11 protein-coding genes are annotated in these 12,770 nt (G+C 59.2%); 6 read left to right on the top strand and 5 right to left on the bottom strand.

Annotation, left to right across the window (positions count from 1 at the left end):
- The first annotated feature begins 1 nt into the window (after window position 1).
- On the top strand, window positions 2–898 hold the full coding sequence (locus CKW16_RS08485; protein WP_095128019.1) for an NAD(P)-dependent oxidoreductase: 897 nt from the start codon (window positions 2–4) through the stop codon (window positions 896–898).
- Here CKW16_RS08485 and CKW16_RS08480 read toward each other — a convergent pair.
- Window positions 789–3,071 carry a bifunctional diguanylate cyclase/phosphodiesterase gene (locus CKW16_RS08480; RefSeq protein ID WP_095128018.1) on the bottom strand — a complete coding sequence of 761 codons (2,283 nt, stop codon included), beginning with the start codon at window positions 3,069–3,071 and terminating at the stop codon, window positions 789–791. The two genes, CKW16_RS08485 and CKW16_RS08480, sit on opposite strands and share 110 nt — an antisense overlap.
- Window positions 3,072–3,359: 288 nt before the next feature.
- On the opposite strand from CKW16_RS08480, the gene CKW16_RS08475 reads away from it, so the two are divergent.
- Window positions 3,360–4,709: an MFS transporter gene (locus CKW16_RS08475; protein WP_095128017.1), complete on the top strand. Its 1,350-nt coding sequence runs from the start codon at window positions 3,360–3,362 to the stop codon at window positions 4,707–4,709.
- 190 nt (window positions 4,710–4,899) lie between these two features.
- Here CKW16_RS08475 and rapA read toward each other — a convergent pair whose 3' ends face one another.
- The gene (gene rapA / locus CKW16_RS08470; RefSeq protein ID WP_095128016.1) at window positions 4,900–7,746 is read right to left on the bottom strand and encodes an RNA polymerase-associated protein RapA; all 2,847 of its coding nucleotides are present in this window, start codon (window positions 7,744–7,746) and stop codon (window positions 4,900–4,902) included.
- A gap of 218 nt (window positions 7,747–7,964) precedes the next feature.
- Here rapA and CKW16_RS08465 point away from each other — a divergent pair, with 218 nt between their 5' ends.
- The 3 genes from CKW16_RS08465 (at window position 7,965) to ccoM (ending at window position 8,825) form a co-directional block, all read left to right on the top strand.
- Window positions 7,965–8,306, top strand: coding sequence for an aspartate-semialdehyde dehydrogenase (locus CKW16_RS08465; RefSeq protein WP_095128015.1), 342 nt, complete (start codon window positions 7,965–7,967; stop codon window positions 8,304–8,306).
- Window positions 8,307–8,406: 100 nt separating this feature from the next.
- Window positions 8,407–8,568, top strand: coding sequence for a hypothetical protein (locus tag CKW16_RS32275; RefSeq protein WP_095128014.1), 162 nt, complete (start codon window positions 8,407–8,409; stop codon window positions 8,566–8,568).
- A 143-nt stretch (window positions 8,569–8,711) separates the two neighbouring features.
- Window positions 8,712–8,825 carry a cytochrome c oxidase subunit CcoM gene (ccoM, locus tag CKW16_RS32770; protein ID WP_054046898.1) on the top strand — a complete coding sequence of 38 codons (114 nt, stop codon included), beginning with the start codon at window positions 8,712–8,714 and terminating at the stop codon, window positions 8,823–8,825.
- Window positions 8,826–9,095: 270 nt separating this feature from the next.
- Here the strand turns inward: ccoM and CKW16_RS08450 are convergent, their stop codons facing one another.
- The 3 genes from CKW16_RS08450 to CKW16_RS32480 form a co-directional block, all read right to left on the bottom strand.
- Window positions 9,096–10,571: an inorganic phosphate transporter gene (locus tag CKW16_RS08450; protein ID WP_095128012.1), complete on the bottom strand. Its 1,476-nt coding sequence runs from the start codon at window positions 10,569–10,571 to the stop codon at window positions 9,096–9,098.
- Between the two features lie 376 nt (window positions 10,572–10,947).
- Window positions 10,948–11,148, bottom strand: coding sequence for a hypothetical protein (locus CKW16_RS08445; protein WP_007935837.1), 201 nt, complete (start codon window positions 11,146–11,148; stop codon window positions 10,948–10,950).
- A gap of 47 nt (window positions 11,149–11,195) precedes the next feature.
- The gene (locus CKW16_RS32480; RefSeq protein WP_256580458.1) at window positions 11,196–11,324 is read right to left on the bottom strand and encodes a hypothetical protein; all 129 of its coding nucleotides are present in this window, start codon (window positions 11,322–11,324) and stop codon (window positions 11,196–11,198) included.
- A gap of 493 nt (window positions 11,325–11,817) precedes the next feature.
- Between CKW16_RS32480 and pcaR the strand changes: the two genes are divergently transcribed.
- Window positions 11,818–12,660, top strand: a complete 843-nt coding sequence (pcaR, locus tag CKW16_RS08440; protein ID WP_008147316.1) for a pca regulon transcriptional regulator PcaR — start codon at window positions 11,818–11,820, stop codon at window positions 12,658–12,660.
- The last annotated feature ends 110 nt before the right edge of the window (window positions 12,661–12,770 follow it).

Genomic DNA, 12,770 nt, shown 5'->3' with positions numbered 1-12,770 from the left:
AATGATGTCATCGTTACCTTCACTCGGGTTTGCCGGGGTCGGCCTGATGGGCTTGCCAATGTGCCGGCGCTTGCTGGCAGCGGGTTATCCGCTGACGGTGTGGAACCGCAATCCAGCCAAGTGCGCGCCGCTGGTCGAGGCCGGTGCACGACAGGTCGCCACGCCGGCTGAGCTGTGTCGGCACGCCGACGTGGTGATGTTGTGCCTGGCGGACACGTCGGTGGTGCGTGAGGTGGTGTTTGGCGCGGCAGGGATTGCGCAAGGTGCGAAAAGCGGTCAATTGCTGGTGGATTTTTCCAGCCTGGAACCTACCGCGACGCGGGAAATGGCGACCGCGCTGGTCAGCCAAACCGGCATGAGCTGGCTGGATGCACCCGTGTCCGGCGGAGTGGTCGGCGCCGAGGCCGGCAGCCTGGCGATCATGGTGGGCGGTGAAACGGCGGATCTTGAGCGCGTCAGGCCAGTGCTGTTGAGCCTCGGCCAGCGCGTGACCCACATGGGCGCCGTCGGAGCGGGGCAGGTGACCAAGGCTTGTAATCAGATGATCGTCGCCTGCAACGCGCTGGTGATCGCCGAAGTGGTGGCGTTGGCCGAGCGTTCCGGCGTCGACGCCCGTCTGATCGCCGAGGCTCTGGCCGGTGGTTTCGCCGATTCAAAGCCGTTGCAGATCCTTGCCCCGCAAATGGCCGAAAGCCGTTTCGAACCGGTGAAATGGCATGTGCGCACGCTGCTCAAGGACCTCGACACCGCGGTGAAGTTTTCCCGTGAGCAAGGCTCGGCCACGCCGATCAGTGGACTGGCCGCACAACTGATGCGCCTGCATGGGGGCCAGGGTTTTCTGGAAAAAGATCCGTCGACGTTAGTGCAGTTGTACCGCGAACCAGACTCAGAGAACTGACGATGGACGAGTGTCTGCGCTGGTTGATTTCGTTCAGCACGGGACGCAATTGCGCCAGCGGTACCGGACGACTGAGCAGGTAGCCCTGCACGAAGTCGCAGCCGTTACGCTCCAGAAACTCGTATTGCTCAAGGGTTTCGACGCCTTCGGTCACCACCTGCAAATGCAGCGTGTGGGCCATGACGATGATCGCTTGAACGATTTCCATGTCCTGGGTGGCCTTGGGAATGTCCTGGATGAACGAGCGGTCGATCTTCAGCGTGTTGAGTGGCAGCCGTTTGAGATAGGCCAGTGATGAGTAACCGGTGCCGAAGTCATCAATCGACAGCGACACGCCGAGGGCACGAATCTGGCGCAGCAACACCAACGTATCGGCGATGTTGCCCATCAGCGCATTTTCGGTCACTTCCAGTTCCAGCCGCTGCGGCGCCACTCCGGCGACCCGCAGCGCGTGTTCGATTTCATCGGCCAATTCTTCGCGTGCCAGGTTCAGGGGCGAACAGTTCACGGCGATGTGGAGTTCTTCGCAACCCTGACGCGACAACTCGCCCAGATCCTCACAGGCTTTGCGCAGGACCCAGTTGTCCAGTTCGGCGATCAGGCCGTTGGCTTCGGCGATGGCAATGAACCGGTCCGGTACCAGCAGTCCGTGAACCGGATGTTGCCAGCGGACCAGCGCTTCAAGTTTGCTGACCTGAGCGTTTTTCAGATCGTAGATCGGTTGGTAATAGAGCATCAGCCCGGTGTTTTCGCGTAGGGCGTGGCGCAGTTCTTCTTCCAGTTGCAGTTCCAGCGTCGCACGGGTTTTCAGGTTTTCGCTGAAGAAGTTCAGGCCATTGCGCCCGCTGTCCTTGGACTGATACAGCGCCAGGTCAGCGTTTTTCAGCAACTCTTCACAGGTCTTGCCATCGTCCGGAAACAAGCTGATGCCAATACTGGTGGTCATGACCATGCGCCGCCCGGACAGCTCGATGGGCTCCTTCATTTTCGCCATGATGCGCTGGGCCATATGCCGCGCTTCTTCACGATCATACAGGCCGATGAGGATGCAAAACTCGTCGCCTCCGAAGCGCGCGACCACATCTTCGTGGCTGCGCACCGAAACCTTTATGTGGTTGGCCAGGACCTTGAGCAATTCGTCGCCGGCATCATGGCCGAGGCTGTCGTTGATCCGCTTGAAATGGTCGATGTCCAGGAACAGCACCGCCAGCATGCCGCCTTCGTTGGTTTTCTCGATGAGTTTCTCGGCAAAAATCTGGTTGAAGCCACGACGGTTGATCAGGTTGGTCAGGGGGTCGTAGTGCGCCACCTGTTGCAACGACATCCTCGCCTGGTCCAGTTGACTGAGCAGGGCGTTGACCCGTTGCAGGTCGCGCTCCTTGTTTTGCAGCTTCTTGTCCGCCAGCGCCGCGCTGATGCTGCTGCCGATGATCAGCAGCGTCATGATCGCCACCGTCAGGCCCAGTTGCAGATGATTGTTTACGCCGGGCAGCGGTAGGAGGCTGTCGGCGGGCAGCACCAGATTGAAGGCAGCCATGCCGGTGAAGTGCATGCTGACGATACCGGCCCCGAGTACCAGGCTGGCGCTGTATTTGAGCAGTTGATGGAACAGGCCGGTGCCGTCGCGCAGATGACTTGATATCAGCAGGGCTGCAAGGCTGGCACCGATGGCGATCACAATGGAGAGGGCGAATAGCGTGGGTTGGTAATAGGCCACCGCACTCGAACGCATGGCGGTCATGCCCACGTAATGCATGGTGGCGATGCCCAGGCCGATGCAGATCGAAGCCTGGAGATATTGCCAAAAACTCAGGCGGGGATGACTGAGTGTATGCATGGCCAGCCACGAGGCGAGCAGGGCGATCAACAGAGAAAGGAGAGTAATGGGTAGATCATATTGAATGTCGATCGGCGCCTGAAACGCTAGCATGCCAATGAAGTGCATGGCCCAGATTCCGCCCGCCAGGCAACTGGCGCCGACCCAGCGCCAGAGCCGCTGCGAGGCGGGTTTTTCCACGTGACCGACCCGTTCGGCCATGTCCAATGTGGCAAAGCTGCCGACACAGGCGACCAAATAGGCCAGCAGTACCAGAAAAGGGTCATGTGTGCAGTTGAGTATTACCTGGCCGTTCGCCGTCAGCTCGGTAATGGAACGCAAACCAAGCCACTCCATAGCATGCCCCATTGTCATCCTGGCTGGCGCCATGAACGCTGGCGAATGCTTTGGAGTATAGAAGGCATGTTTAGAGTGCAAACGATAGTGGCACATCGGCCCTAACCATTTTGGAATGGGCGTTAGAGCGTTTGGAAATAAATGTTGTATCAGCTGCGACATCTTCCATGGGCGGATATCAGCTTTACAAATAATGACAGACAGCTCTGGCGGGCCTGACTAGATTGCAGGTTCCGGGCTCGGATGCGTTGGCAGTGAAGCCCCAATAACAATAAAAGAGACGGACCCATGCAGAACTCGACCCAAGCGGCGAATGCCTGGCGCATTCTGTTCCTGCTGTTCCTGGCCAACCTGTTCAACTTCTTCGACCGCACCATTCCAGCCATCATCATCGAACCTATCCGCATGGAATGGCACCTGAGCGACTTTCAGCTGGGGATCATCGGTACCGCATTCACCCTCGTTTATGCCATTGCCGGCCTGCCTCTGGGGCGGATGGCCGATACCGGTTCACGCAGCAAATTGATGGGCTGGGGCCTGGCGGCGTGGAGCGGGCTGACAGCAGTCAACGGACTGGTGGGGAGTTTCTGGGCTTTCCTGATCGTGCGCATGGGCATCGGCATCGGTGAAGCCAGTTACGCACCGGCCGCCAACTCGCTGATCGGCGACCTGTTCCCGGCCCACCGCCGGGCGCGGGCGATGGGTATCTTCATGCTGGGGCTACCGTTGGGGCTGCTGCTGGCGTTCTTCACCATCGGCGCCATGGTCAAGGCCTTCGACAGCTGGCGCGCGCCGTTCTTTATCGCAGCAGTGCCGGGGCTGATCCTGGCGGTCTTCATGTTCTTTATCAAGGAACCGAAACGCGGCGCCGCAGAGAGTGTGCAGGTTTCTCAGGAACGCGTAGACCGGCCGATCCGTCGGGTGTTGGCGGTGCCGACTTTCCTGTGGCTGGTGATGGCGGGGCTGTGTTTCAACTTCGCCACGTACGCCTGCAACTCGTTTCTGGTGCCGATGCTGCAGCGTTATTTCCTGATGCCGTTGCAGGAAGCGGCGGTGGCGACCGGGGTGATCGTCGGCGTCACCGGGTTGTTCGGCCTGACACTGGGCGGTTGGGTGGCTGACAAGATTCACCAGCGGGTGGCCAATGGGCGACTGCTGTTTGCCGCGTTCAGCTTGATCATCTCGACGGTGTGCACGGCTTGGGCGCTGCATTCCGGGCGGATCGAGATCGGCGTGTTTGTGGCGGTGTTCAGTGTGGGCTGGTTGTTTGCCTACAACTTCTACACCTGCGTTTACACCGCCATTCAGGACGTAGTCGAGCCGCGCTTGCGGGCTACGGCCATGGCGCTGTTCTTTGCCGGGTTGTATTTGCTGGGTGGTGGTTTGGGGCCGGTGGTGGTGGGCGCATTGTCCGACCACTTTGCGCATACCGCGATGCTCTCGGCCGGTGCTGAACAGATGACCGAGGCGTTCAAGGCTGTCGGTTTGCATGACGCGATGTATTTGATCCCGGTGGCGCTGTTTTTCACCATGGTGTTTCTGTTCCTGGCTTCACGGTGTTTTGTGCGCGATGCCAAGCGGATGAAGGAAGGGTTGGTGGCGGTGGTCGAGCCGCAGATTCCGGCGGTCACTGCGTAATGATCGCCAAATGATCGTTCCCACGCTCTGCGTGGGAATGCCTCAAGGGACGCTCCGCGTTCCAGCTCTCGAAAGGGACGCAGAGCGTCCCGGGCTGCATTCCCACGCAGAGCGTGGGAACGATCGGCAGACAAAAAAAGGCCCGCATCGCTGCGGGCCTTCTTTGTTTTAGCGGGGCAGAGCAGGGGAGTTAACCCGCCACCAACACCCGAATCGCTTCCAGTCGCAGCGCAGCCTTGTCGAGCATGGCCAGGCCTTGCTCGCGTTGCTTGCGCAAGGCAACCAGTTCGCTGTCACGCACTGTCGGGTTGACAGCTTGCAACGCGGTCAGGCGCGCCAGTTCTTCCTCGGTATCAGCCGCGAGGCGACGCTGCGCCTCAGCCACGCGCTCGGCGTGACGCGGGAAGATCTTCTCTTCGCCGGCGTTGATCCGTGGCGTCAGCTGATCGCGCTGGGCCTGGATGAACTTGTTGGCGCTGGCGCGCGGCACGCTTTCCAGCTGATCGTTAAGGGTTTCGAACGACACCCGGGTCGACAGGTCATTACCGTTGGCATCGAGCAGGCAGCGCAGGGCGGCCGGCGGCAGGTAGCGGCCCAGTTGCAGCGAGCGCGGAGCAACCACTTCGCTGACGTAAAGCAGTTCCAGCAACACGGTGCCAGGTTTCAGCGCCTTGTTCTTGATCAGCGCCACGGCGGTGTTGCCCATGGAACCGGACAAGACCAGGTCCATGCCGCCCTGAACCATCGGGTGTTCCCAGGTAATGAACTGCATGTCTTCGCGAGACAGCGCCTGGTTGCGGTCGTACGTGATGGTCACGCCTTCGTCGTCGCCCAGCGGGAAGCTGGCGTCGAGCATTTTTTCGCTCGGTTTGAGGATCAGCGCGTTTTCCGAATGGTCTTCGCTGTCGATGCCGAAGGCGTCGAACAGGGTTTCCATGTAGATCGGCAGGGCGAACTGATCGTCTTGCTCAAGGATGTCCTCGACCAGTGCATCACCTTCGCCAGCGCCGCCGGAGTTGAGCTCCAGCAAACGGTCGCGGCCGGTGTGCAGCTCGGCTTCCATGCGCTCTCGCTCGGCGCGGGCTTCGTCGATCAGCGCTTGCCACTCGCCGTCGTCGGCATTTTCCAGCAGCGGCAGCAGGCGCGGGCCGAACTGATGCTGCAAGGCGTTGCCGGTCGGGCAGGTGTTGAGGAACGCGTTCAGCGCTTCGTGGTACCACTGGAACAGGCGCTCTTGCGGGCTGGTTTCCAGGTACGGCACGTGCAGTTCGATGATGTGCTTCTGGCCGATCCGGTCCAGACGACCGATACGCTGCTCCAGCAGGTCCGGGTGCGATGGCAGATCGAACAGCACCAGGTGGTGCGAGAACTGGAAGTTACGACCTTCACTGCCGATTTCCGAGCAGATCAGCACTTGCGCGCCAAATTCTTCGTCGGCGAAGTAGGCCGCGGCGCGGTCACGCTCGAGGATGTTCATGCCTTCGTGGAAGACCGTGGCCGGAATGCCGGAACGCACGCGCAGGGCGTCTTCCAGGTCCATGGCGGTTTCGGCATGGGCGCAGATCACCAGCACTTTGGTGCGCTTGAGCATCTTCAGCTGATCGATCAGCCACTCGACGCGCGGGTCGAATTTCCACCAGCGTTCTTCTTCGTTGGCGTCCGGCTGGGCCTGGAAGCTGACTTCCGGGTACAGCTCGGCGTGATCACCCAATGGCAGTTCGAGGTATTCGTCGGGGCATGGCAGCGGGTACGGATGCAGCTTGCGCTCCGGGAAACCCTGCACGGCGGCGCGGGTGTTGCGGAACAGCACGCGGCCGGTGCCGTGGCGGTCGAGCAGTTCGCGCACCAGGCGGGCACTGGCTTCGGTGTCGCCATCGTTGACCGCAGTCAGCAAGGCTTCGCCTTCGTTGCCGAGGAAACCGTGAATGGTCTTGTGCGCTTCAGGCGACAGGCGCCCCTTGTCCAGCAACTCCTGAACGGCTTCGGCCACCGGGCGATAGTTTTCGCTTTCGGCACGGAAGGCGTGCAGGTCGTGGAAACGGTTCGGGTCAAGCAGGCGCAGACGCGCAAAGTGGCTGTCCTGACCCAGTTGTTCCGGGGTCGCGGTCAGTAGCAGGACGCCGGGAATGACTTCGGCCAGTTGTTCAACCAGCGAGTATTCCGGGCTGGCCTTGTCTTCGTGCCACACCAGGTGGTGGGCTTCGTCGACGACCATCAGGTCCCAACCGGCGGCGAACAGTGCGTCCTGGGCCTTCTCGTCTTCCACCAGCCACTCGAGTGCAACCAGCGCGAGCTGGGTGTCTTCGAACGGGTTGGCGGCATCGCTTTCGATGAAGCGTTCTTCGTCGAACAGCGCAACTTGCAGGTTGAAGCGGCGGCGCATCTCCACCAGCCACTGGTGCTGCAGGTTCTCTGGAACCAGGATCAGCACGCGGTTGGCGCGGCCCGAGAGCAGTTGGCGATGGATCACCAGACCGGCTTCGATGGTTTTGCCCAGGCCCACTTCGTCTGCCAGCAAAACCCGCGGTGCAATGCGGTCGGCGACTTCACGGGCGATGTGCAGCTGGTGCGCGATCGGTTGCGCACGCACGCCACCCAGGCCCCAAAGCGCGGACTGCAACTGGCGGCTGGTGTGTTCCAGGGTGTTGTATCGCAGGGAGAACCAGGCCAGCGGGTCGATCTGCCCGGCGAACAAACGATCGCTGGCCAGACGGAACTGAATGAAGTTCGACAGTTGGGTTTCCGGCAGGGTAACCACTTCGTTATGCCCGTTGAGGCCGTGGTAAACCAGCAAGCCGTCGACGTCGTCGACTTCTTGTACGGTCAGTTTCCAGCCTTCGAAGTGAGTGATCGAGTCACCCGGCGAAAACCGCACGCGGGTAAGGGGCGCATTCCGTAGCGCGTACTGGCGAGTCTCGCCAGTGGCCGGGTAGAGCACGGTCAACAAGCGGCCGTCCTGTGCCAGAACGGTGCCTAAACCCAGCTCGGCTTCGCTGTCACTGATCCAGCGTTGCCCCGGTTGATACTGCTGCGCCATGCTGCCTGACTCCCACCTTGAAAAAGCGGGCTATCTTAACGGAATGAGGGCTTCAGGGCCAAAGGACTCTCATAAAAACCCGAAGTCTTACGTTAGTACAGCGATGCAGCGCTTGCAGGTCGGGGCACCTATTCGTGCCAAACGGGTCACAGTTTGCGACCGATGGCTCAAGTCGGCATCCCCGCAGCCGACAGCCTGCTGACAGGAGACTAATAATTATGCTGCCACCGATGCTCCCCTTGAGTGCCGTGCCAATCACCTCACAGCAGGATCCGATTCGCCAGCGGCCGGATATTCCCCCCGTGGTGCCGGTGCAGGAAAGCTCCAACGAAAGCACCATCGACCTGCAGCAGCGCGATCCGGAAGAGGCGGCGTTTCAGCTGCGCGAGGAACAGCGCCGCAAGCAGGAACAGCAAAGACGCCGCCGTGAAGCCGATGAAGATCCTGAAGAACACCTGGCGATTCCCGGTGACGAACTCAATGCCGACAATACCGTGCCGGTGGCGCCATTGATGGAAGATCAGCCACGACAGGGTTTGTGGGTCGATATTCAGATTTGAGCTCACGGCTGGTCAGCGCGGCCATCAGACCGCATTATTGGCACATCCTTGCCTGCAAATGCGGCAACTGAATTTCCTTTCAAGCGATGCACTGAGCACCATGAGCCAAGATGACAAGCTGATTGATCTCAACGCCGAACGCGCCAAGCGGGTTCATGACCTTAATGAAAAGCGCCTGAACGAAGTGCGCCAGGCGTTCGAACACGCCATGCCGTTGGGTAAAGCGAAGAAGAAGCCGAAGAACAAACCGAAAAAGCGTTGAAACACCCTGCATTGGTTGATGCAGGTCAGTTATTCCCCTCCTTTACGCCCAGTCTCGGGCGACATTGATCCCGGTCAATTTTTTCTCCTGCCTGATTGGTTAACTTAGCCCTATCGCAACAAGGCAAGTGCAGGAGGCCAGTCATGTTTTTCGACAACGTGGTGATCGCCGGAGTGCTGACAGTCGGCCTCATGGTTCTGTTTTTTGCAGGGTTTGGATATTTCATCTGGAAGGATTCGCATAAGCGCAAACCGTAGGTCTTTCTGGAAGCAATGAGCACGCAAGGCATTTTGGGCAACTTCGGTTGCCCTTTTTTTTGTGTCTGAAAATCTATCGGAATACGCGCCTGATCGTTCCCATGCTCTGCGTGGGAATGCCTCAAGGGACGCTCCGCGTTCCAGCTCTCGAAAGGGACGCGGAGCGTCCCGGGCTGCATTCCCACGCAGAGCGTGGGAACGATCTACTTTCCAGCAGTAATAAAAAAGGCGCGAACCTTACGGAACACGCCTTTTTTGTGCGGCTATGTATCAGCTGCCCAGTGCCTTCGACGCCAGCCAGAACAGGCCGGCCGACAGGGCCACTGTGGCTGGCAGGGTCAGGACCCAGGCCAGCAGGATGGTTCTGACAGTACCGCCTTGCAGGCCGCTTTTGTTGGCGACCATGGTGCCGGCCACGCCCGAGGACAGGACGTGGGTGGTGGACACCGGCAGGCTGAAGATGTTGGCCATGCCGATCAGGCTTGCGGTAGTGATCTGAGCCGACATGCCTTGGGAGTAAGTCATGCCCTGCTTGCCGATCTTCTCGCCGATGGTCAGAACCACGCGCTTCCAGCCCACCATGGTACCCAGGCCGAGGGCCAGGGCGACCGCCAGAATCACCCAGAACGGGGCGTATTCGGTGGTAGTGGTCAGGTCTTTGCGCAGCTTGTTCAGGTCAGCCTTTTCACGGGCAGCGAGACCAGGAAGCTTGCTGACTTTCTTCGCCGTGTCGTCCAGGCAGAGCAGGTAGCGACGCACTTCGATGCGGCTTTCCGACGGCAGCGAGTGGTAGTCGGCTACACCTTTAAGGGTGCCGAGCAGGGCGGTAATGGTCGGTTCGGTCTGTTGCGGGTTGCAACGGAATTTCTCCGGCAGATCACCTTCCATGCTTTTGCCCAGGGCCAGGAATTCACCCAGCGTATCGGCATTGCGCTTGTAGAACTGGCTCAGGTGCAGGGTCGCGTCGCGAGTCCGTTCGATCTGGTAGGTTGTGCTGCCCAGGTCGAGTACGAACTGCGCCGGCACGATACCGATCAGCACCAGCATGATCAGGCCGATACCTTTCTGGCCATCGTTGGAGCCGTGCACGAAGCTCACGGCCATGGCCGAAATGACCAGCACCAGGCGGTTCCAGAACGGCGGGTGTTTCTTGTCATCGATCTTGCGGCGCTGTTCCGGTGTCTTGTGCATCTTCGACAGTGGACGCCACCATTTAAGGCCGATCAATATCAGAGCGGCGACCAGGAAGCCCGCCATTGGCGAGAACACCAGGGACGCACCGATATCGATCGCTTTCTGCCAGTTCACACCATCAGCCAACGGAATATCGTTGATCAAGGCGTTGGCAAGGCCGACACCGAGGATCGACCCGATCAACGTGTGGGAGCTGGAGGCCGGGATACCGAAGTACCAGGTGCCCAGGTTCCAGGTGATGGCGGCGGCGAGCAGCGAGAACACCATGGCCAGCCCGTGACCGGTGTTCACATTGATCAGCAGTTCTACCGGCAGCAGGTGGACGATGGCATACGCCACGCCAACACCGCCCAGCAGCACGCCGAGAAAGTTGAACACACCGGAAAAGAACACCGCCAGATGGGGCGGCATGGCTTTGGTGTAGATAACAGTGGCCACCGCGTTAGCGGTGTCATGAAAGCCGTTGATGAACTCGAAGGCGAGGACAAAGGCCAGGGCGAGCAAGAGGCTCACAAGCACCCAAGCATCTAGTCCGCTGAATAAATCGATCATGAAGGTTTTCTGACCCGGTCGTAAGGGGGCGCGATTATGCCAGAAAAGACTGCTAATCAATGCACTTGCTGCTCATCGGTAACATTCTTCAACGAATTAATTTGTGGCAGCAGCCAAAACCCCAGGTTTTTACTGGGTTTTGCAAGTCATTGAATTTCTTTGAAAAGGCCGCAGCCACAAGGCGTCCTCTCGTAGGAGCAAGAGGTTTGAACGCTTGTGTGAAATATCTGAAAAGAGGGCCAGACATGAGCCATTTGCCTCATCCGGTGGGTGAGGTGGCCGCTGCCCGCTGGTAGCGGGCGCGAAAGGCATCATCGATACATCCCGTTTTTAACGGGTGCAGACGCAGACCCTTGAAAGGATTCAGGCCGAGGGCTTATGGCTCTTCGGCTTTGAGTTCCTTTTCCATTTTCTGCAATTCTTGAGTGAAAGCCTGATCCTGAACGGTGGCGCGTTTACGCCAGGGTTTGCGTTCCGGTTCGGGCTGAGCGGCGTAGGTGGTGACTTCCCCGCCGTAAACTTCCTTGTAACGTTGTTCCTGGCGCTCAAGTTCCGCGCGCAGTTCGTCTTTCGTCACAGTGCTACCTGATTGAGTTGAGATGAATTCTGGTGAAACGCGCTGCATCAAATGTATTTGACCACGCTCGCCGAATGGACAAGGCCTGCAAAGGCATCATTTTTTACGGCATTGCGATCAATTACTTCCATGTTGCAGGCGGCCACGACACCAGAGATAAACAGCTGACGCAGCATCAGTTTCCTGTTTCAGCGAACACCTTGGCCAAGCATATGAAATGAGTGTCAGGCGCTTGCTGCGGGCAACGGCGATGGAACATCGCGTTACCGGGTGGCGGAGTCGGCAATTAAAAACCGGTCACCACTGAATTTCATTATAGCGGTCGATTCGAAGAACACTATCGCCAAAGAGTTAAAAGTGGGTCTTGATGTGTGATTGTTTTGTTACTCGCAACTTTATACGGCTAACTAGGTCGTTCGGCGGCACGACGTTACAGTGATGTCTTTCTGACGCCATTCAGTCGAACAAGTTAGGACAATTACATCGGCCCTTCTAGTCTGCGTCAGAGCCAGTGTAAAAACAGGTACAAGCACGTTCAATAATCGGCTGATCCGATTGCGATTATCGGTCGACGGTTCGATAATCGAACAGTCTTGGCTGCCCGGGGTTGTGTGAGGGGCCGGCTGCCGCTTGTAATAGCCACTGAACCGTGTGGGAAAAGGACCTTATATGAACGATCAAATGCGCAATTCCTTCGCTTCAGTGGCGCCGCCGATCGTGGCCTCGCCCGCCAAACGGATCCAGGCACTGACCGGCGACCCGGATTTCATGACCTCCCTGGCCCGTGGCCTGGCTGTGGTGCAAGCGTTCCAGGAGCGCAAACGTCACCTCACCATCGCTCAGATCAGTCACCGCACGGAAATTCCCCGCGCCGCTGTGCGACGTTGCCTGCACACGCTGATCAAACTTGGTTACGCCACCACCGACGGCCGCACGTATTCGCTGCTGCCCAAAGTACTGACGCTTGGCCATGCCTATGTGTCCTCGACGCCGCTGGCGGTTTCCGCTCAGCCCTACCTGGACCGCATGAGCGAGCAACTTCATGAAGCCTGCAACATGGCCACTCTGGAAGGCGATGACATCTTGTACATCGCTCGTTCGGCCACCACCCAGCGACTGATTTCGGTCGACCTGTCGGTGGGTGGACGTCTGCCAGCCTATTGCACCTCGATGGGTCGGATTCTTCTCGCGGCGCTGGACGATACGTCGCTGCGCGAGTACCTCGACCATGCAGAGTTGCAAGCCAAGACCAGCCGAACCTTGCACACCCCCGAGGCGTTGCTCGAATGCCTGCAAGAGGTGCGGCAGCAAGGCTGGTGCATCGTCGATCAGGAACTGGAGCAGGGGCTGCGCTCGATTGCCGTTCCGGTGTACGACGCTTCCGGCCAAGTGGTCGCGGCGTTAAACGTCAGTACCCACGCCGGCCGAGTCAGCCGCAACGAGCTGGAACAACGTTTCCTGCCTGGCCTTCTAAGCGCGAGTCGCGACCTCAGCGCGCAACTCTTCGCCTAAGCTGTTCGATAAACGCACAGAGTCGCGTTTATCGAATTGACGCTCTTTCCCTTGGATCATTAATGTCGCGGCAGCGTCATCCGGCGCTGCTGTTCTCGCTCCATTGCCGG

This window comes from Pseudomonas sp. Irchel s3h14, assembly GCF_900187425.1.
In the GTDB taxonomy this organism is placed as follows: Bacteria; Pseudomonadota; Gammaproteobacteria; order Pseudomonadales; family Pseudomonadaceae; genus Aquipseudomonas.
Note: the sequence above shows the minus strand (reverse complement) of the source record. Positions and strands in the feature narration are given on the sequence as shown.